The organism is Citrifermentans bremense (genome assembly GCF_014218275.1).
In the GTDB taxonomy this organism is placed as follows: Bacteria; Desulfobacterota; Desulfuromonadia; order Geobacterales; family Geobacteraceae; genus Geomonas; species Geomonas pelophila.
Genome location: NZ_AP023213.1, coordinates 115049 through 133367 on the forward strand (window position 1 = coordinate 115049; position 18319 = coordinate 133367).

18 protein-coding genes are annotated in these 18319 nt (G+C 61.1%); 9 read left to right on the forward strand and 9 right to left on the reverse strand.

What is annotated here, in order from left to right; all coding sequences use genetic code 11:
* Positions 1-18: 18 nt before the first annotated feature.
* From GEOBRER4_RS00435 to glmU, 3 genes are all read right to left on the reverse strand, one after another.
* On the reverse strand, positions 19-375 hold the full coding sequence (locus GEOBRER4_RS00435; RefSeq protein ID WP_185243773.1) for a hypothetical protein: 357 nt from the start codon (positions 373-375) through the stop codon (positions 19-21).
* 162 nt (positions 376-537) lie between these two features.
* Positions 538-2367 (reverse strand): glutamine--fructose-6-phosphate transaminase (isomerizing), encoded by a 1830-nt coding sequence (gene glmS / locus GEOBRER4_RS00440; RefSeq protein ID WP_185243774.1) that lies wholly within the window; start codon positions 2365-2367, stop codon positions 538-540.
* Between the two features lie 86 nt (positions 2368-2453).
* Positions 2454-3830, reverse strand: coding sequence for a bifunctional UDP-N-acetylglucosamine diphosphorylase/glucosamine-1-phosphate N-acetyltransferase GlmU (glmU, locus tag GEOBRER4_RS00445; RefSeq protein WP_185243775.1), 1377 nt, complete (start codon positions 3828-3830; stop codon positions 2454-2456).
* Positions 3831-3978: 148 nt separating this feature from the next.
* Here glmU and GEOBRER4_RS00450 point away from each other — a divergent pair, with 148 nt between their 5' ends.
* From GEOBRER4_RS00450 to GEOBRER4_RS00460, 3 genes are all read left to right on the forward strand, one after another.
* Positions 3979-4533 (forward strand): MXAN_5187 C-terminal domain-containing protein, encoded by a 555-nt coding sequence (locus tag GEOBRER4_RS00450; RefSeq protein WP_185243776.1) that lies wholly within the window; start codon positions 3979-3981, stop codon positions 4531-4533.
* Positions 4530-6398: a B12-binding domain-containing radical SAM protein gene (locus GEOBRER4_RS00455; RefSeq protein ID WP_185243777.1), complete on the forward strand. Its 1869-nt coding sequence runs from the start codon at positions 4530-4532 to the stop codon at positions 6396-6398. The genes GEOBRER4_RS00450 and GEOBRER4_RS00455 overlap by 4 nt, the downstream gene beginning before the upstream one ends.
* A gap of 389 nt (positions 6399-6787) precedes the next feature.
* Complete coding sequence (locus GEOBRER4_RS00460) at positions 6788-8638, forward strand: cytochrome c3 family protein (RefSeq protein WP_185243778.1); 1851 nt, start codon at positions 6788-6790, stop codon at positions 8636-8638.
* A gap of 99 nt (positions 8639-8737) precedes the next feature.
* On the opposite strand, the gene GEOBRER4_RS00465 is transcribed toward GEOBRER4_RS00460, so the two are convergent.
* A complete protein-coding gene (locus tag GEOBRER4_RS00465) occupies positions 8738-9775 on the reverse strand; it encodes a GMP reductase (RefSeq protein WP_185243779.1) in 1038 nt (345 codons plus the stop codon).
* 217 nt (positions 9776-9992) lie between these two features.
* Between GEOBRER4_RS00465 and GEOBRER4_RS00470 the strand changes: the two genes are divergently transcribed.
* Positions 9993-11240: an MFS transporter gene (locus GEOBRER4_RS00470; protein WP_185243780.1), complete on the forward strand. Its 1248-nt coding sequence runs from the start codon at positions 9993-9995 to the stop codon at positions 11238-11240.
* Positions 11241-11298: 58 nt separating this feature from the next.
* On the opposite strand, the gene GEOBRER4_RS00475 is transcribed toward GEOBRER4_RS00470, so the two are convergent.
* Together GEOBRER4_RS00475 and GEOBRER4_RS00480 are read right to left on the reverse strand one after the other, a co-directional pair.
* Positions 11299-12324 carry a tRNA dihydrouridine synthase gene (locus GEOBRER4_RS00475; RefSeq protein WP_185243781.1) on the reverse strand — a complete coding sequence of 342 codons (1026 nt, stop codon included), beginning with the start codon at positions 12322-12324 and terminating at the stop codon, positions 11299-11301.
* A 78-nt stretch (positions 12325-12402) separates the two neighbouring features.
* Entirely contained in the window at positions 12403-12894 is a 492-nt protein-coding gene (locus GEOBRER4_RS00480) for an FKBP-type peptidyl-prolyl cis-trans isomerase (protein WP_185243782.1), read from the reverse strand.
* A 156-nt stretch (positions 12895-13050) separates the two neighbouring features.
* Between GEOBRER4_RS00480 and GEOBRER4_RS00485 the strand changes: the two genes are divergently transcribed.
* Entirely contained in the window at positions 13051-13266 is a 216-nt protein-coding gene (locus GEOBRER4_RS00485; RefSeq protein ID WP_085814383.1) for a MerR family transcriptional regulator, read from the forward strand.
* Positions 13267-13280: 14 nt separating this feature from the next.
* On the opposite strand, the gene GEOBRER4_RS00490 is transcribed toward GEOBRER4_RS00485, so the two are convergent.
* On the reverse strand, positions 13281-13760 hold the full coding sequence (locus tag GEOBRER4_RS00490; protein WP_085814382.1) for a hypothetical protein: 480 nt from the start codon (positions 13758-13760) through the stop codon (positions 13281-13283).
* 308 nt (positions 13761-14068) lie between these two features.
* Between GEOBRER4_RS00490 and GEOBRER4_RS00495 the strand changes: the two genes are divergently transcribed.
* The 3 genes from GEOBRER4_RS00495 to GEOBRER4_RS00505 are packed head-to-tail and all read left to right on the forward strand — an operon-like array spanning position 14069 to position 15769.
* On the forward strand, positions 14069-14716 hold the full coding sequence (locus GEOBRER4_RS00495; RefSeq protein ID WP_185243783.1) for a YceH family protein: 648 nt from the start codon (positions 14069-14071) through the stop codon (positions 14714-14716).
* Between the two features lie 11 nt (positions 14717-14727).
* Positions 14728-15030: a DUF2288 domain-containing protein gene (locus tag GEOBRER4_RS00500; RefSeq protein WP_185243784.1), complete on the forward strand. Its 303-nt coding sequence runs from the start codon at positions 14728-14730 to the stop codon at positions 15028-15030.
* Positions 15031-15043: 13 nt separating this feature from the next.
* Complete coding sequence (locus tag GEOBRER4_RS00505; RefSeq protein ID WP_085814379.1) at positions 15044-15769, forward strand: DUF1847 domain-containing protein; 726 nt, start codon at positions 15044-15046, stop codon at positions 15767-15769.
* An 8-nt stretch (positions 15770-15777) separates the two neighbouring features.
* Here GEOBRER4_RS00505 and GEOBRER4_RS00510 read toward each other — a convergent pair whose 3' ends face one another.
* On the reverse strand, positions 15778-16116 hold the full coding sequence (locus GEOBRER4_RS00510) for a hypothetical protein (RefSeq protein WP_085814378.1): 339 nt from the start codon (positions 16114-16116) through the stop codon (positions 15778-15780).
* 252 nt (positions 16117-16368) lie between these two features.
* The gene (gene thpR / locus GEOBRER4_RS00515; RefSeq protein ID WP_185243785.1) at positions 16369-16929 is read right to left on the reverse strand and encodes an RNA 2',3'-cyclic phosphodiesterase; all 561 of its coding nucleotides are present in this window, start codon (positions 16927-16929) and stop codon (positions 16369-16371) included.
* A 119-nt stretch (positions 16930-17048) separates the two neighbouring features.
* Here thpR and serS point away from each other — a divergent pair, with 119 nt between their 5' ends.
* A complete protein-coding gene (gene serS / locus GEOBRER4_RS00520) occupies positions 17049-18317 on the forward strand; it encodes a serine--tRNA ligase (RefSeq protein WP_185243786.1) in 1269 nt (422 codons plus the stop codon).
* Positions 18318-18319: the final 2 nt, after the last annotated feature.

An 18319-nucleotide genomic window follows, 5' to 3' on the forward strand; every position in this document is an offset into this window, starting at 1 on the left:
TAAAGTAAGCCTGTCTGTTTAGGAATTGACACTGCTAACAACCGGAGATGATTTTCTGGGAGGCTTGTATACCCTTCTGGCAAAGCCGTCAAGTTGCCTGCCGCTGAAAGCGCCGGTAAGTAGGCCGGTCACGGCAGGAGCCGAAAGATATAGGGAAGATGGGATTACGTAAGGGGTATCGAGCTCGCAGCAGCGGACGTCGGAGTGATGATTACCGGCCGGGCCGTGACCGGCTTCGCCATCCGTATCATGACAACCGCCACCGAGCTCATGCGTAGTCTCTGCTGCCAGCACTTCCAGGGTGTAGGCATGCACCGCGGCGGGCATAGTCAGAACAACCATCAGCATGATGATGGCAAGGTTCCGTATGGTCATACGAAGTACGCTCATGCTAATAGGAATAGCACGGGTGCATCACTTTACCTTGACCTGCATCAATAAAATGGACTCTAGTGATTTTGCTGAAAGAAAAAGTGCCAGCTGCGGCAAACGCAACTGGCACTTCTGTTTTCATCACTTCTTATGTCACTGGGCTGACTATTCGACGGTGACGCTCTTCGCCAGGTTCCTCGGCTGGTCGACGTCGGTCCCCTTGAGGACGGCGACGTGGTAGGCCAGAAGCTGCATCGGGATGGAGAGGATCAACGGATTGACGTCGCAGCCGTCTTCGGGAATCTCCAGCGCGACTTCGACCTTATCTTTCACTTCCTGGTCCCCTTCGCTGCAGACGGCTATGACGCGGCCGCCGCGGGCGATGACTTCTTCCATGTTGGAAAAGACCTTGTCGTAGTTGGGCCCTTTGGGGACCAGCACCACGACGGGCATGTGCTCGTCGATGAGGGCGATGGGGCCGTGCTTCATCTCGCCCGCAGCATACCCCTCGGCGTGGATGTAGGAGATCTCCTTCAGCTTCAAGGCGCCTTCGAGGGCTATCGGGTAGTTCATGCCGCGCCCGAGGTAGAGGAAGTCGCGCGCCTGCAGGTAGTTCCTGGCCACCTTCTCGACCTGCTCGTTCAGCTTCAGCGCCTCTTCCATGAGGGCCGGGACCCGGACCACGGCGGCGATGAGGTCCCTCCCCTGCTCCAGGCTCATCACTTCGCGTGAGCGCCCGAGACGGATGGTGAAGAGGTAGAGGGCGATCAGCTGGGTGACGAATGCCTTGGTGGAGGCGACCCCGATCTCGGGTCCGGCGTGGGTGTAGATGACGCCGTCGGCCTCGCGGGCGATCGAGGAGTCGACCACGTTGCAGATGGCGACGCACTTGCCGCCGCGGCGCTTAGACTCGCGCATGGCGGCGAGGGTGTCTGCGGTCTCGCCGGACTGGGAGATCAGCATCACCAGGGTCTTCTCGTCGACCACGGGGTTCCTGTAGCGGAACTCGGAGGCGATGTCCACCTCGACCGGGACCCGGCAGTGCTCCTCGATCAGGAATTTCCCGACCAAGGCCGCATGCCACGAGGTGCCGCAGGCGATGATGCAGATACGGTTGATCCCCCTGAGCGCCGCGTCGTCGAGGGAGAGGTCTTCGAGATAGACGTCCCCCTGCTCTTCACGCAGTCTGCCGGCGATGGTGTCCCTTACGGCGCGGGGCTGCTCGAAGATCTCCTTGAGCATGAAATGCTTGTAGCCACCCTTCTCGGCCATGTGCGCGGACCAGTCGATGTGGCGCGGCACCTTTTCGAGGACGCCGCCCGCGACATTGCTGAATGTGGCCTTTCCGCCCTTGAAGACGACCATCTCGCCGTCCTCCATGAAGACCATGGAGCGGGTGTGGGAAAGGATGGCAGGGATGTCGGAGGCGACGTAGAACTCGCCGTCGCCGATGCCGACCACCATCGGCGAGCCGAGCTTCGCCGCGATCATCTCGTCCGGGTCGTTCTCGCTCACGATGCAGATGGCGTAGGCGCCTTTGAGGACGGCCAGAGCCTCGCGCACCGCCTGCTCGAAACTGCCGCAACCTTTCAAGTGCTGGTCGATCAGGTGGGAGATGACCTCGGTGTCGGTCTCGCTCTTGAAGATGTGCCCCTGACCCTTCAGCTCCTCGCGCAGCTGCAGGTAGTTCTCGATGATGCCGTTGTGCACCACCACGATGGGGCCCGCCTGGTGCGGGTGGGCGTTGATTTCGGAGGGGCGGCCGTGGGTGGCCCAGCGGGTGTGGCCGATGCCGACCGTGCCGCTGACAGGGTTCGTCGCCAGGAGCTTCTCCAGGTTGGTGAGCTTACCTTCGCTGCGCCTGATGCTCGCCTTGCCGCCGCTTATGGTGCAGATACCGGCGGAATCGTAGCCGCGGTACTCGAGCCTTCTCAGCCCTTCAATGATGATCGAGGTGGCTTCCTGCCTCCCCGTGAATCCTACGATGCCGCACATTTTTACTCCGTGAAACCGCTTTATTGGTTGCAGCCCAGCTGCCAAAGACGTTACAGATTACCATCTTGGATCGGACAGTTACAGTTTTATTTTTTTCTGAGCGTCCAACCTTCCTTGTTCACCTGCGGAGAGCGGGCGATGGCCAAAGAATCCGCGGGGACGTCCTTGGTGACGGTAGTACCCGCCGCGATAAGGGAGTTCCTCCCCACGGTGACCGGCGCCACCAGCTGCACGTCGCTCCCCACGAAGACACCGTCCTCGATCACGGTCTTGTGCTTTTTGACGCCGTCGTAGTTGCAGGTGATGGTGCCGCAGCCGATGTTGACGTCCCGGCCGATGGTGGCGTCGCCCAGGTAGGTGAGGTGTGAGGCCTTGGACCCCTCTCCCATGAACGCCTTCTTGGTCTCGACGAAGTTGCCGATCTTCACCTGGGCGGAGAGCTCGGTTCCCGCGCGCAGGTGCGCCATGGGGCCAATGGCCGCCTGCGGCCCGACCTTGGACTCCTCCAGCACGCTTCCCGCCTTGACCACGACGCCGTCGGCTATGCTGCAGTTCTGGATCAGGGACCCTTGGCCGATCACGCAGCGCTCGCCGATCACGGTGTTCCCCTCGATGGCTGCTCCAGGGTAGATTACGCTGTCGCGCCCGATGCGGACGCCGCGGTCGATGTAGACGGTGTCGGGGTCGATCATGGTGACGCCGGAGAGCATCAGCTCGCGGTTGATCCTTCCCCTAAGCACGCGCGCCGCCTCGGCCATCTGGGCCCGGTCGTTGACCCCGCTGATCTCCCGCGGGTCGGCGACCTTGAAGCTCAGGCAGGCAAGCCCCTGCTGCGCCGCCTGCCGCACCACGTCGGTGAGGTAGTATTCGCCCTGGGCGTTGTCGTTGTTGATGGAGGCGATCGCCTTTTCCAGGAAGGAGCGCGCTATGCAGTAGACGCCTGCGTTCACCTCGTCGATCAGGCGCTCCGTTTCGCTTGCGTCCTTTTCCTCGGTGATGGCGGTGACCTTTCCGCTTGCATCCTTGACGATCCTGCCGTAGCCGAAGGGGTTGGCGAGAGTCGCGGTCATCACGGTGATGCAGGCTTTCGTCTCCCTGTGCGCCTTGAGCATCCCCGCGAGGCTTCCCGCTTCAAGAAGCGGGGTGTCGCCGCAGAGGATCAGCACCGTGTCGGCGTCTGAATCGAGTTCCGGCATGGCGCAGCGGACCGCGTGCCCGGTGCCGAGCTGCTCGGACTGCAGGGCGAAACCGACCTCGCCCCGGCCGGCGAAAAGTTCGCGCACCTTCTCCTGCTGATGGCCGACCACCAGCACGCAGCGCTCCACGCCGGAGGCAAAGGCCGCGGCTACGGGCCATTCGATCATCGGCACGCCGGCCACCGGATGCATCACTTTGACCAGGTCGGACTTCATCCTGGTTCCCATGCCGGCTGCCAGTACAATCGCTGCTATCTTGTTACCCATATGAGGTTTCCTCCGCCAGCAAATTGCTCTTTTTTAACAATATTGCCCCACCCCGTCAAGTTGTTTCCCTTGGTTTCCAGGCGTCGATAACCAGCTTTTCTCATTTACACGGCCGTAACTTACCGTTATAGTCCCCTTTGGAGGTTTCATGGGGATTCCAGAGGACATTGCGCGGCTGGAAATCGATCTGCGCGAGCTCATCATCAAGTACGAGCAGTACTTCTTCGGCATCGAGAAGAGGGAACCGCTCAGACTGCTCGATACGGTGGAGCGCGCGGTGAGGCGCTACCAGAACGTGAGCATCCCCAACACCAGCCAGAGGTTCAAGTACGAGTCGCTGGTCTCCACCCTGAGCGTCCACAAGCAGAAGTGGACCCGCACCAACCGCCTCATCGAGGAAGGGAAGTTCCAGCGTGACCGCTTCAGGATGTCGCTGCACCAGAAGGCAAGTCCCAAGGAGCAGGCGGCAGTCCCCTCGCAGCCGACCCACGACCCGCATCTGGAAACGGTCTACCAGCAGTACATAGATGCCCGCCGGGCCTGCAACCTCCCGGTCGAGAACGTCACCCGAGAAAAGGTCGCCGAGGCGATCAAAAGGCAGAAACCCGCCCTCATGGAAAAGTACCGCTGCAAGGACGTCGACTTCGTCGTAGTGATCGAGGGGGGAAAACCCTCGCTCAAGGCCCGCCCGAAAAATTCATGAAAATAACGCTGGTAGCCATACATCCCGAGCGCTCGCCGCAGGCAGTGCCGCTCGCCTGCGCCTTTCTCAAGGAGGCGCTCCTTGCCGACGCAGCTTTGCGCGGGAGCCTCGAGGTCGAGGTCCTTGAGTTCTTCCTGGGGGACGACCCGGCGCGCTGCGCCGAGAGCATCGCTTTTAGCCAGCCGCAGCTGGTCGCCTTCTCGGTCTACGTCTGGAGCCGGGAGAGCGCCATCGAGACGGCGCGCGAGCTCCGCGCCCGGGTGCCGGGTGTGGTCATCTGCGCCGGTGGTGCCGAGCCTACGGCCAACCCGGCGGGCATCTTGGAGACCGGTCTCTTCGACTTCCTCGTCCGCGGCGAGGGGGAGGGTCCCTTCCTGCAGGCGGTCAAGCTCGTCGCTGAAGGAGCGATGCCGAAGGGGGTGCCGGGCGTGGTCCTGCCCGGGGAGGCGCCAGGAGCGCTCCCCGCTCCGCTCGATCTGGAACAGATCCCCTCCCCGTACCTTTCCGGACAACTCGACCCGACCGTCCCTGGCGGCGCCCTCTGGCAGCTCTCTCGCGGGTGCGACTTCGCCTGCGCCTTCTGCTACGACCACAAGGGAAACGGCGGGGTGCGGCGCTTTCCGCTCCAGCGGATCGAGGCGGAGCTCAGGCTTTTCGCCCGACTCCAGGTCCCCCAGGTTTTCGTGCTGGACTCCACCTTCAACAAGGTCCCGCAACGAGCGAAAGAGATCCTGCGCCTGATCAGGAAACTGGCGCCCAGGGTGCACTTCCACTTCGAGGTGCGCAGCGAGTTCATCGACGCCGAGATGGCGGAACTCTTCGCCTCCATCACCTGCTCGCTGCAGATCGGCCTGCAAAGCGCGGATCCGGCGGTGCTGCGCGGGGTAGGGCGCGGCTTTGACCGCGACGACTTCGTCATGCGCGCCTCGCTTTTGAACCGCACCGGCGCCATCTTCGGCTTCGACCTCATCTACGGCCTTCCCGGCGACAGCTTGAAGCTCTTCCGCTCCTCGCTGGACTTCGCCCTCTCGCTCTACCCGAACCACCTGGACATCTTCCCGCTCGCCGTGCTCCCCGGCACCCGGCTCAACGGCAAGGCGGAGGCGCTGGGGCTCAAGCACCTTGAGGTCCCCCCCTACACGGTCCTCTCCACCCCGACCTTTTCGGCGCAAGAGCTGAAAGAGGCCTCAAGCCTCGCGGCCGCCTGCGACGTCTTCTACAGCCGCGGCAAGGCGGTGGCCTGGTTCAACGCGGTCGCCTCGGCGGTGAAGCTCTCACCGAGCGCCTTCCTCTCCTGTTTTGCGCGCCTTCTGGGGGAACGGGGGGAGAAGGGGGAAAAGGAGATCGCGGAAGGTGAGATCTGGGGGCTGCAGCGTGATTTCTTGACCCTCCTCTTCCAGCAGAAGAAAAAGGGACGCCTGCTCCCGGTGGCGCTCGACCTCGCCGACTACCACCACTACTACGGGGAGGCGCTCCTCGCGGCGCCCCTTGCGCCTGCCCGCAAGCCGCGCAGCTCCGACCTTTTGCAGAAACCGCTCACGCTTTCCGCGGCCGCCACCATCGCGCGCTTCAATTACGAGATCCTGGACCTCCTTGAGGCGGGCGAGTTCGACCTGCGCGAGTTCGCGGAGTGCTTCGAGGCGGCTGGCTCCTGCGCGATCGTCTACCCTGCCCAGGGTGAAGTGGCGACCGAGTCGGTGTCGCCGGAATACTTCGAACTGTTGCGCTCTTTGAACGGCAAACGGAGCGCTGGCGAGATCTGCAAGAAGCTGGGGCTCCCCCTCTCGGACGCACTTCCTTTCCTGGAGTTCTTGGTCACCGAGGGGATCGCCACCTTTGCGAACCCTCTCATGTCCGGCAGCTAATCTTATTTCAGCAACAGAATCACTCTTCCCTCTCCTCATGTCTCATGTCCCGGGCAATTCAGCTCATTGACGAACGCTCTCCAGTATCCCGTCCTGGATTTATTGCCAACTCCAATTAACCTTCTCACAACTCCTTATTTCCACATAGTTTTTGTGGGAACTTATCTCTCTGTAGCTTTGAATTTATTCATTTCATCTCTCTGTCGACAGTTGGAAAGCTCGGACTAGCAGGAGCGGGGCAGATAAAGAAGGAGGGAAAGTTGTATCCTCCTTATTAATTGACGCTTTTTCAGTTGATTTATCCGCCTAACAGTATTACATTAGCCGCCGTTGCGAGCGCCGACCTACATTAAAGCGTTCTAAAACGATGCTAAATACAGGAGATTACAATGGTCCACGTCTTCACACGCCTCATCCCGCTGCTGCTGCTCCTACTGCTAACCCAGCCGGCGTTCGCCGCCCAAGGGCTGGCGATCGACCCGGCTACCTGCCTCGGCTGCCATGGAGATAAGATCTCCGCCGAGAAGATGGCTGTCTCGGTGCACGGCAAAAACGGCTGCACCAGCTGTCACGTCGAGATCGTCGAGCTCGCCAAGCACATGAAGGGCGAGATCAAGGTCGGCAAAGTCCAGTGCGTACGCTGCCACAAGAAGGAAGCTGCCGAGCACGCCCTCAGCGTGCACGCCGAGAAGGGTGTCCAGTGCGCCGGTTGCCACACCGACATGCACAGCCACACCTCCTGGAACAAGGACAAGCGCCGTGTGCTCGCCAAGTGCGTGCAGTGCCATTCCGACGAGAAGGGCTTCCTCACCTCGGTCCACGGCAAAGGGGTGCTCGCCGGGAACCAGGACTCCGCCGCTTGCAACGACTGCCACAACCTGCATGAGATCAAGGCGCTGGGCGACCCGAACTCCCACACCAACCGCGAATTCCACACCAAGGTCTGCCTCCGCTGCCATGCTGACGAGAAGCTGGTCGAGCGCAACCATATCTCCGAAGTTGCCGTGAAGAGCTACATGGAGAGCTACCACGGCAAGAACTACCGCCTCGGCTACCCGGAGAAGGTAGCGGGCTGCGCCGACTGCCACACGGCGCACGGCATCCTCCCCTCCAAGGATCCCAACTCCTCTGTCAACGAGAACAACCTGGTCAAGACCTGCTCCAAGTGCCACGACAAGGCGAAGACTCCGTTCACCAAGTTCTACGCACACGGCGAGCACAACGACCGTGAGAAGTACCCGATCCTCTTCTACACCTTCATCGCCATGACCGGCCTGCTGGTAGGCACCTTCGCCGTGTTCTGGGTTCACACCCTGCTCTGGATGATCCGCGGCTTCGTCGAGAACCGCGAGAAGGCTGCAGCACTTGAAGAAGGGGTCATCCTGCACCACGTACCCGAAGGGCACAAGCAGTACCGCCGCTTCAGGAGAGTCCATGTCTTCATGCACCTCCTGGTCATCATCTCCTTCCTGGGCCTGTCGCTGACCGGTCTGCCGCTCAAGTTCAGCGACCAGGTATGGGCTAAGTTCCTGATGGACCTCTACGGCGGGGCGCCCAACGCGGCGGCCATCCACAGGATTTGCGCGGGCATCACCTTCGTGTACTTCTCCATGGCGCTGGCCATGAGCATCCACTTCCTCTTCATCAGGAAGGACATCAAAGGCAACCCGATCCAGAGGCTCTTCGGACCTGACTCCCTCTGCCCGAACCTGCGCGACATAAGCGACGTCGTCGGCATGGTCCGCTGGTTCTTCTTCAAAGGGCCGAAACCGGCCTTCGAAAGGTGGACCTACTGGGAGAAATTCGACTTCATCGCGGTCTTCTGGGGTATGTTCGCCATCGGCGGCTCCGGCCTCATGCTCTGGTTCCCCGAGTTCTTCGGCATGTTCCTGCCGGGTTGGGCCTTCAACGTAGCGACCATCATCCACTCCGATGAGGCGCTCCTGGCGACCGGCTTCATCTTCTCGGTCCACTTCTTCAACACCCACGGGCGTCCGGAGAAGTTCCCGATGGACTTCGTCATCTTCAACGGCCAGATGTCCAAGCACGAGTTCGTCGAAGAGCGTGGCGATCAGTGGGCACGTTACGAGAAGGAAGGGATCACCGAGAAGTTCGCAGCCAAGAAGTCTTCCGGCATCTTCTACGACTTCTGCCTGAAAGCCTTCGGCTTCACGGCGCTCTTCATCGGCATCACGCTGCTGATGCTGATGGTCTACGCCTTCATGCATCCGCACCACTAAGCGGCTGCTGAACCAACAACTAAAAGGGCCTCCCGCATGGGAGGCCCTTTTTTTTACTGCAGCACCGACCCCGCTTCCCAGGAAGGGGGTTTTCTTTTCTTACCCGAAGATTCTGTTCTCCTGCTCCTGCACCCTAATGAAGGTGGTCCGCTTGGTGAGCTCCTTGAGAGCCGAGGCGCCTACGTAGGTGCAGGCGGAGCGGACACCTCCAAGAATGTCGCGCACCGTCTCGTCGATGGGCCCCCGGTACGGGACCTCCACCGTCTTTCCTTCAGAGGCGCGGTAGGAGGCGACCCCGCCTGCATGCTTGTCCATGGCGGTGGTGGAGCTCATGCCGTAGAAGAGCTTGAACTGCCTTCCACCCCTTTCGAGGAGCTGCCCACCGCATTCGTCGTGGCCTGCGAACATCCCCCCCAGCATGACGAAATCGGCCCCGCCGCCGAACGCCTTGGCGACGTCTCCCGGGCAGGTGCAGCCTCCGTCCGAGATGATTCTGCCCCCTAGCCCGTGCGCCGCATCGGCGCATTCTATCACCGCGGAGAGCTGCGGATACCCCACCCCCGCCTTGACCCGGGTGGTGCAGACCGAGCCTGGCCCGATGCCGACCTTGACGATGTCGGCGCCGGAAAGAAGGAGTTCCTCGACCATCTCTCCGGTAACGACGTTTCCCGCCACGATGGTTTTTTCAGCGAACGCCTCACGCATCTTAGCCACGAACTCGACGAAGCTCTCGGCGTAGCCGTTGGCGACGTCGATGCAGATGAATTCGAGCTTGGGGTGCTTGCCCAGGATGGCCGAAACCTTTTCGAAGTCGGCTTCGGAGGAGCCGGTGCTAACCATGATGCGGGGGTAGATGTCATCGTCGTGGTTGGCGAGGTAGGCGTCCCATTCGGCGATGGAATAGTGCTTGTGGACTGCTGTGAGCATGCCGTGGGCGGCGAGCCGGTCCGCGACCTCAAAGGTGCCGGTTGTGTCCATGTTGGCGGCGATTACCGGCACCCCGGTCCACTCGTGCTTGCTGTGCAGGAACTTGAAGTGTCGCTGCAGATCCACCTGTGAGCGGCTCTTGAGGTTGGACCTTTTGGGCCTGATGAGCACGTCGCTGAAACCTAGCTTCACGTCGCTTTCCAGGAACATCTCTTATCTCCTTTGAACTGTCGGGCGCAGCTATTGTTGACGAGGATTTCCTTCGAAGCACTAAGTCAGCGCAAGGGATGCTTTCCTCAGCGCTGGACGGCACTGGATCAGCAAGTAAAGAGAGTATCGGAAATCTTCGCCAGCACAACATCGAGTGCAGTTGAGGCTGTTGCGATGCAGATAGCCCTATGTTAGAGTGCCGCCGGGGGTACTGACAATGCATCAACAGGAGCGGCTGCGCAGGCAGCGCTGGTTTATCTTCTTTATCCTGGCCCTGGTCTACATAATGGTGTACTTCTACCGCGTATCGCTCGCGGTGGTCGCCAAGGACGTCTCGCGCGACCTCCACCTCACCCCCGCCCAACTTGGGTCTCTTTCCAGCATCCTCTTCTACGTCTACGCCGCCGCGCAGATCCCGCTGGGCCCGATGATCGACCGGCTCGGGAGCCGGGTGGTCATCAGCGGCTCGGGCGTTCTTACCGCTGTCGGCGGCATACTGTTTTCCCAGGCGGCCAGCATAGGGCAGGCGATGGCCGGCCGCGTTCTCATCGGGATAGGGACCGCGTCGGTGCTGATGGCGACCTTCACCATTTTCAGCCACTGGTTCACCAAGCAGGAATTCGGGAAGGTCTCCGGCATGATGGTCGCGACGGGGAACCTCGGGAACCTGGCGGGAACGGCTCCCTTGGCACTGGCGGTCGCAGCGGTCGGCTGGCGCAACTCGTTTCTCGCGGCGGGGGTTCTGCAGGCGGTGGTCACGGTGCTGGTCTTCGGGCTGGTGCGCGACCGCCCCCCGGTCGCCGACCGACAGGAGGAGGAAGTGCCGGTCCGGCTGGGGATGCTGGAAGCATGGAAAAAGATAGTCTCCAACTGGGACTTCTGGCTTCTGGCTGCCGTGGCTTTTTCCTGGTACGGGAATTACCTGGCGGTGCAGGGGCTTTGGGGCGGCCCCTACCTGATGGAAGTTGCGCGGCTCTCCCGGGAGGAGACGGGAAGGATGCTGATGTTCACCTCTCTTGGGTTCATCACGGGGAGCCTCGTTATAGACCAGGTTGCGCGCAGGATTCTCCACTCCTACAAGAGGACCCTGCTTGTCGGGCAAGTGATGCTGCTATTGCTCATGACGAGCTTTCTGGGACTCGCCGACAGTATGCCCACGGGAGCGCTTTCGGCGCTGTTCTTCGCCCTGGGGCTCTGCGTCTCCAGCGGTGTGATGATCTACCCGATCATCCGCTCGATGTTCCCGGTAACCATAGTGGGGACGGCTCTCACTTCATTGAACTTCTTCGTGCTGTTGGGTGCCGCGTCGGTGCAGCAGGGGATGGGGATCGTGATCGGCGCGGTCGCCAAGACGACCCCGGAGGCGACGGCGCAGGCCTACCACTCGGCGTTCCAGCTTCCCATCGGAGCACTGGCGTTCGCCGTGGCCATGTTCTTCTTCGCCAAGGATTACTGGGAAAAGTAGAGGCAGGGGGAAAGGCAGGGACTGGGGGCTAGGTGCTGGGGACTGGGGGGCTACGTGACTACGGGGCGAGGTCTTCGAGCGCGGCGCGGAAGGCTTGCAGGGTCTTCGACCTGGTGAGCTTTTTCAGCTCCCGCTCCAGCTCTGCGTCCTCGACGTTGGAGACCACCCCCTTGATCTTTCCAAGTACCTGGGCGTCGCCGCAGAAAAGGGCGCAGTAAAGGGGGAGCAGGTCGCTAAGGTAGCGGTGGAGCATAGTCTTTCTTTCGGCGAGATCCGGGGTGGCACAGGCGCGCCCACGCAGCCGCTCGAAGAGCATCGGCTCGCCGATCCCCCCCCTGCCAAGCATGAGGCCGGCGGCCCCGCTCTGCTCCAAAAGGCGCAGCCCGGCCCCGGCACTCCTGATGTCGCCGTTGGCGATGACCGGGATCGAGGTTTGGCATACCACCTCCGCAGTCACGTCGTGGTCGGCCCAGCCGTTGTAGGCCTGGCGCACGGTGCGCGGATGGAGCACCAGGAAGTCGACGCCGGATCTCTCGAAGAGCGGCAGAAGCGAGAACACCTGCTGCGGGTCCTCGTAACCGGCGCGCAGCTTGATGGAGAAGGAGCCGTGGATCGCCTCGCGCAGCGCGGGGATGATCTCTTCCAGGAGTTCTGGCTTCTTCAGCATCCCGCCGCCTGTGAGGCCGCTGGTCATGCGGCCGTAGGGGCACCCCATGTTCAGGTTCAGGTGCTCGGCGCCCGCGTCCTGCGCTGCCTTAGCCGCGGAGACCAGCGCCTCCCGCCCGTGCCCGATAAGCTGCACCACAAGCGGAATCCCGTCCTCGCTGGCGCTGATCTCCCGCAGGTCGCCCGGCATGAGGCGCTTTTTCGCGGACACCGGGTTCACCCGCATGAATTCGGTCCAGACCACGTCCGGGCGTACCCACTTGGTGAACAGCGAGCGGAGAGCACGGTTGGTCAGACCCTGCATGGGGGCGAGCATGAGCGGTTTGACCCCGGGAAGCCAGGGGAGCTTCGAGGTTTCGGGCTGAGTCGGTGCAGGGTTCGGCTGGGGGGCTTGGTTGCGCGGGTTTTCCATGGTCATCTATTGCAGGCTTTCGATTCGGTGGCTTAAAAACGGGGGAGGCGGATGGCCCGCCTCCCCGGCATTGTACATGCTGCTTTACACGATCTCGAGGAGCTCGATTTCGTAGGTGATGTCTTCGCCGGCCAACGGATGGTTGGCGTCGACGGTGATGGTTTCTTCGTTGACCTCGACCACGACGACCTCCACCGGCTCGTCGTCGTCGCCGGTGAGCTCCAGCTCCATGCCGACTTCCGGCACGATCTCGCCGGTCAGCTGCTCACGGCTGATGGTGAAGACCTCGTCCTCGTCGTACTCGCCGAAGGCGTCCTCGGCCGGGATCACCACGGTTTTCTTCTCGCCCGGTGCCATCCCTACCAGCGCCTCTTCGATCTGCGGGAAGAAGTCTTCGTTGCCGATGGTGATTTCCAGCGGGCCGGTCTCGCCGCAGCCGCAGCCGTCGTCGTCGCAGCCGCAGTTGTCGTCTTCGCAGCAGCCAGCTTCCTGGATGGTGGTATCGAAAACGGACCCGTCCTCCAGCTTGCCGGTGTAATTGATAAGTACCTTGTCGCCCTGTTTTGCAGTTGCCATTGCTTTTATTTCCTTCTCTTTGGATATTTGAATGCTATCGGGGGATGGTACGTGTGACCGTGCCCGGTAGTCCAGTAAAATCTGTGTTTACAATTCACTTTTTTGCAGCGCTCGGTGTATGGGAGGGGCAACCTGTCGGAAAAAGGAGGAAGAGCCATGGAAGAAAAGCATGAAAAGAAGCGGAAAGTGACCGTGGAGGAATGGACCTCGAGGTTCAGGTCCATAGGGCTCGACGACGAACAGATGGGGCACTGGCACACCCTTTTCGAGCGGGAGAACCCGACCGGCCACCAGAGCTTCCTGGAGTGGCTGGGGCTTCCCGAAGAGCGGATCGCCCAGGTGCGCAGGAAGTCGGCGGAATCGAAGAAGTAGCGGTAGCCGCCGCGTCAGGCGTTTCCGAGCCCCTTGCTCCTTTTACGCGCCGCGAAGTTGTAGCACTGCAGGTAGGTGATGATGGTGAGGACGAAGCTGTAGTAGATGACGCTCAGCACCAGGGTCGGGGTCGTCGGTTTCAGCGCCAGGATGAAGATGAAGTAGAATCCGAAGACGGCCATCTTGATGACGTCCGCCCACCGCTTCTGCTTGGTGAAGGACTTGAGCTCCTCCTGGTTCAGCGTCCTTCCGATGAGCGAGAAGTCACGCTCCGCTTCCTTGCCGGCGAACCTGAAGATCGGGTAAAAGAGCAGCAGCTCGATGACGAACGCCGCCACGACGCCGCTCATGAACTGCTCCCCTCTCCCTAGCAGCTGGAGCCTTTGCTGGAAAAGCACGGCCATGAAAATGAGCAGTGCGATAAGCGCGCCTTGCGCGACGGCAAAAATCCTGATCGTCTTTTTGATTTTCGGCAGGTCCATGATGGGGGGCATGTAAACTCCTGTGATCGGTAGTCCCCGGCTGCAGGGCGAGATGGCGCTACCATAACAAATATAATGATGTTATACAACACAAAGGTCTTCTTCCCTTCGCCCGGTAGGAAGACGTCTCTTTTTCCCGTTTTTAGCGTTGATCCGGCTTCAAGAATCGAGTAATTTTAACGAGCTCTCGGTGGAGGGCATTTGCGCCCACCGGGCGCCGGGGCGTTTTACTCTCCCACTCGTCTTCTATCCGGGCAAGGCTGCCGCGGCGGCCCCGGCGCGAGGCGGCATCAATTCCAGAACAAAAAGGAGTACGGCTCATGGACGCGACGCTAGACGGCACCGAACTGCGGGTGCTGGGCTCTTTGATCGAGAAGGAACTCACCACTCCCGAGTATTACCCGCTTTCCCTCAACGCCCTGGTGAACGCCTGCAACCAGAAGTCGAACCGCGACCCTGTGCTGAGCCTGGACGAGTCCCAGGTGACCCGCGCGCTCGAGACGCTGCGGTTCAAGCAGTACGCGCTGGTTTCGGGGAGCGGCGGCCGGGTGGCGAAGTACCGTCACGCCCTGGTCGAGAAGTTCCGCTTCTCCCCGGCAGAGCTGGCCGTTCTCTGCGAGCTGTTGCTGCGCGGGCCTCAGACGGTGGGCGAGCTCAGGGGGCGGGGGGAGCGGATGCACAAGTTCGCGGACCTCTCCGAGGTGGAATCGGTACTGGAAGACCTGGCGGAGCGGACCCCTTCCCTGGTGGCGAAGCTGCCGCTGCAGCCAGGGCGCAAGGAGCCGCGCTACTGCCAGCTCTTCAGCGGCGAGCCTGACCTCTCGGAGCTTGCGGCGCAGCTCGACGTGCGCGGCGCAGGCGCCGACGCCGAGAAGATAGCGCGGCTCGAGCAGGAGCTCTCGGAGCTGCGCGCGGAGGTGGCTTCCCTGCGGGAGACCGTCGCGGAATTCAGAAAATCTTTCGAGTAGAGGAGCTAGAGATGTCTGCAACCAAGGAAGAACTCGCCACGAAGATCGACACCACGGACTGGATGTCGCTGAGGGCGCACCTGGAAAGAGGCGGGGTCATCATCGTCGACCACATGCTGGATCTGGCCGAGGTCGCAGCCGCGGTGGCGAACGACGAGGTCAAGACGGTGGAGCGCTGGCTCTTGTCGGGAGTCCTCTCCAAGCCGTCCGCGGAGCAGATAAAGGCCTGGGATGCCAACAGCGGCAAGAGCTTTCTCTGCCTGATCGTCTCCCCCTACGTGCTGGCCCAGGAAGAGCGCCCCGCCAAGGGGTGACAAAGGAGGGTTCATGGATAAGGAGCAAGCTGCGGAAGTAACCTGTTCACGTTGCAGCGCCGTCTGGCAGAAAAGCGGTACCACCAACTGCTGGAGCGGCGATCCCAACACCGCCCCTCCGCGCCCCGGCAACTGCCCGGCGGGGAGCTACCCGGCAATAGTGGCGGAATCGGCAGAGATGATGCAGGGAGCGGGCGACGACGCGAAGATGGCCTTCGTCGCCGCCCGGGTGGAAGGGCTCTGCTACCAGCCCATACCCGGCAGCGATGCGGTCAACGCCCGCTGGACCCGCGTCGAGGACACCATCGCCTTCGCGAAACTTATGGGATACCAGCGCATCGGCATAGCCACCTGCATCGGCCTTCTGGAGGAGAGCGACCGGCTGGCAGCCATCCTCAAGGCGCAGGGGTTCACGCCGCTGAGCGTCTGCTGCAAGGCGGGGAGCCTGGACAAGAAGGAGTTCGGGCTGGCGGAAAGCGACAAGGTTAGGCCCGGGACCTTCGAGCCCGCCTGCAACCCGATCGCCCAGGCGCGCATCTGCAACGACATGAAGACCGACATGAACGTCATCGTGGGGCTTTGCGTCGGGCACGACATGCTGTTCAACAAGCATTCAGAAGCGCCGGTCACGACGCTTGTGGTGAAGGACCGGGTCACCGGCCATAACCCGGCAGCCGTCCTCTACGGCCAGAATTTCTACTATAAGCGGCTGCAGAAGGGGCCCATGGTGGTGGAATGACCCAGGGGTCAAACTGTCTCTAGTACATAGGTGAGAATCCCACAGACTGACACCATCAAGATCAGCCCAAAGATGAAAGCGCCGTCGGCTAACCGCTCTATCTTATGCATGCGCCGTCGTTTTCTTGTTCTTAGTGCCCAGTAGGAAAGGCTGCATGAGGTCAGAAATACGAGGGATGCAGCGGACAAAATATCGTCCGCGAGAGTGTTTACCCCTTTAATAGTGATGAATACGCGTACCAGGCCAATTACCGTGAGACAAACACCGACCATCGCCGCAGAGGCGGTGAAGATGTGGACACTTATGTCCTCTTCGAGGTAGTACTCCTCGCACTTGTCATGCTCCATAAAAAACTCCGCTGTTACATAAGGCCGGCCAGTCTGACACAGCCATGGCAAATAAAGGCATAAGCATAGGAACTGTAACAGTAAAAATTTTTATGGCAATATGAGATACCTTGATGACTGGTGGCCTAATCGCAGGGAAAGCCTTTCCTGATGGGGTCGAGTCCGACAATGCTATGGACAGGGGCGTTAAATACAGTGGAGGGACGATTGGGAGAGTGCTGAATCATATGTTGCTGCTTGGCGCTGCCCGGGTCACCTTGACGGCGAGGCGGCTTCCCCGCTGCAGCGGTAGATCTCTTCCTTGCGGTGAATCGCGCCTTTTGGTGTAAGGACGCTGGAATAAAGGATGTACTCCCTTACCGGGAAAGGGGGGTAGTCGAGCGCGCGGTGCAGCGACTCGAAGGAGGCGACCGCGGCGGGCGGGGTCGCCTTCAGGCGGGCCAGCGTTATGTGCGGGGAGAACGGGCGCTCCTCCGGCGGGACCCCTGCCTGCAGCAGCGCGCTTTCGATCCGCTGCTGCAGCTCCATCAGTTCCGGGCGCGGCTCCAGCCCCAGCCAGAGCACGCGGGGGAGCCCACGCGGGGGGAAGTGGCCGACCCCGGCGACCCGCAGGTGAAAAGAGGTGAACTGGATCCCGGACAGGGCCTTCTTGATCTTCGCAACTGTCTGGGGCTCCACGTCCCCTATGAAGCGCAGGGTGAGGTGGATTTCCGAAGGAGAGACCCACCTGGCGCCCGGTACAGCGCAGGAGAGCTGTGACAGAGAGGCTTTTATTTCCTCTGGCAGATCGATGGCGACGAAGAGCCTTGGCAAGGTGACCTCCTCGTGGAAATGCAGGATGAGTATCTGGGAGCGCAAAAAACGGTTGACTAACTGAAAATTGAGTGTTAGACAGTATAGCTTTGGTGATCTGAATGTAAAGGCGCTGACACATGCTCGACGCGAGATACATACGCGAAAACCTGGAAACTGTAGAAGCACGGCTCAAGACCAGAGGCGAAGGCGTTGATATTGCGCTCTTCAAGGAACTGGACGGCCGCCGTCGCGAGCTTTTGCAGCAGAGCGAGACACTCAAGGCGCTGCGCAACAAGGTGACCGAAGAGATCGCGCGCCTTCAGGACAAGAGCCAGGCAGCCGACCGCAAGGCCGAGATGCGCGAGGTCTCGCAGCAGATCAAGGGGATCGACGAATCGCTTAGAAACGTCGAAGAGGAACTGCAGAACTTCCTTCTCACCGTCCCCAACGTCCCCAATGAGACCACCCCGATCGGCAAGTCCGAAGAGGACAACGTCGTAGTGCGCACTTGGGGCGAGGTTCCGACTCTTCCCTTCGAGCCGAAACCGCACTGGGAGATCGGCGAGGGGTTAGGCATCCTCGATTTCGAGCGCGGCGCGAAGCTCGCCGGAGCGCGCTTCACCCTCTACCGCGGGGCCGGGGCGAGGCTGGAAAGAGCTCTCATTAACTACATGCTGGATCTGCATATCGAGGAGCACAAATATATTGAAATGCTCCCTCCCTTTATGGTAAACAGGGAATGCATGACCGGGACCGGGCAGTTGCCCAAGTTTGAGGAAGATCTCTTCCACATGGAAGGGGTCGATTTTTTTCTCATCCCCACGGCTGAGGTACCGGTAACCAACATACACCGCGGCGAGATCCTGAAGGGCTCGGATCTCCCGATTTCCTACGTTGCCTACACGCCCTGCTTCCGCAAGGAGGCCGGTTCCTACGGCAAGGACACGCGCGGGCTGATCAGGCAGCACCAGTTCAACAAGGTGGAACTGGTCAAGTTCACCTCCCCCGAGGATTCCTACCAGCAATTGCAGAAGCTGCTTGGCCACGCCGAGGAAGTGCTGCGCAGGTTGCAGATACCTTACCGGGTGGTGGAGCTTTGCACCGGCGACATAGGTTTTTCCGCCGCCAAGACCTTCGACATCGAGGTCTGGCTGCCGGGACAGAACTGCTACCGGGAGATATCCTCCTGCAGCTGTTTCGAAGATTTCCAGGCGCGCCGCGCCGGGATCCGGTTCCGTCCGGAAGAGAAGGCCAAGCCCGAATTCGTCCACACGCTGAACGGCTCCGGACTCGCCGTAGGCAGGACGCTTGTGGCGGTCTTGGAAAACTACCAGCAGGCAGACGGCTCGGTGCTGATCCCCGAGGTGCTCAGGCCTTACATGGGCGGGGCAGAGAGAATCAGCTAGGC

What these genes read in the sequence shown, in the direction of transcription:
- GEOBRER4_RS00450 (WP_185243776.1), top strand. Translation starts at nt 3,979, where the DNA reads ATGGGGATTCCAGAGGACATTGCGCGGCTGGAAATCGATCTGCGCGAG.
- GEOBRER4_RS00495 (WP_185243783.1), top strand. Translation starts at nt 14,069, where the DNA reads ATGGACGCGACGCTAGACGGCACCGAACTGCGGGTGCTGGGCTCTTTG.
- serS (WP_185243786.1), top strand. Translation starts at nt 17,049, where the DNA reads ATGCTCGACGCGAGATACATACGCGAAAACCTGGAAACTGTAGAAGCA.
- GEOBRER4_RS00455 (WP_185243777.1), top strand. Translation starts at nt 4,530, where the DNA reads ATGAAAATAACGCTGGTAGCCATACATCCCGAGCGCTCGCCGCAGGCA.
- glmS (WP_185243774.1), bottom strand. Translation starts at nt 2,367, where the DNA reads ATGTGCGGCATCGTAGGATTCACGGGGAGGCAGGAAGCCACCTCGATC.
- GEOBRER4_RS00475 (WP_185243781.1), bottom strand. Translation starts at nt 12,324, where the DNA reads ATGACCATGGAAAACCCGCGCAACCAAGCCCCCCAGCCGAACCCTGCA.
- GEOBRER4_RS00485 (WP_085814383.1), top strand. Translation starts at nt 13,051, where the DNA reads ATGGAAGAAAAGCATGAAAAGAAGCGGAAAGTGACCGTGGAGGAATGG.
- GEOBRER4_RS00435 (WP_185243773.1), bottom strand. Translation starts at nt 375, where the DNA reads ATGACCATACGGAACCTTGCCATCATCATGCTGATGGTTGTTCTGACT.
- GEOBRER4_RS00465 (WP_185243779.1), bottom strand. Translation starts at nt 9,775, where the DNA reads ATGTTCCTGGAAAGCGACGTGAAGCTAGGTTTCAGCGACGTGCTCATC.
- GEOBRER4_RS00490 (WP_085814382.1), bottom strand. Translation starts at nt 13,760, where the DNA reads ATGCCCCCCATCATGGACCTGCCGAAAATCAAAAAGACGATCAGGATT.
- GEOBRER4_RS00505 (WP_085814379.1), top strand. Translation starts at nt 15,044, where the DNA reads ATGGATAAGGAGCAAGCTGCGGAAGTAACCTGTTCACGTTGCAGCGCC.
- GEOBRER4_RS00510 (WP_085814378.1), bottom strand. Translation starts at nt 16,116, where the DNA reads ATGGAGCATGACAAGTGCGAGGAGTACTACCTCGAAGAGGACATAAGT.
- GEOBRER4_RS00470 (WP_185243780.1), top strand. Translation starts at nt 9,993, where the DNA reads ATGCATCAACAGGAGCGGCTGCGCAGGCAGCGCTGGTTTATCTTCTTT.
- GEOBRER4_RS00480 (WP_185243782.1), bottom strand. Translation starts at nt 12,894, where the DNA reads ATGGCAACTGCAAAACAGGGCGACAAGGTACTTATCAATTACACCGGC.
- GEOBRER4_RS00460 (WP_185243778.1), top strand. Translation starts at nt 6,788, where the DNA reads ATGGTCCACGTCTTCACACGCCTCATCCCGCTGCTGCTGCTCCTACTG.
- GEOBRER4_RS00500 (WP_185243784.1), top strand. Translation starts at nt 14,728, where the DNA reads ATGTCTGCAACCAAGGAAGAACTCGCCACGAAGATCGACACCACGGAC.
- glmU (WP_185243775.1), bottom strand. Translation starts at nt 3,830, where the DNA reads ATGGGTAACAAGATAGCAGCGATTGTACTGGCAGCCGGCATGGGAACC.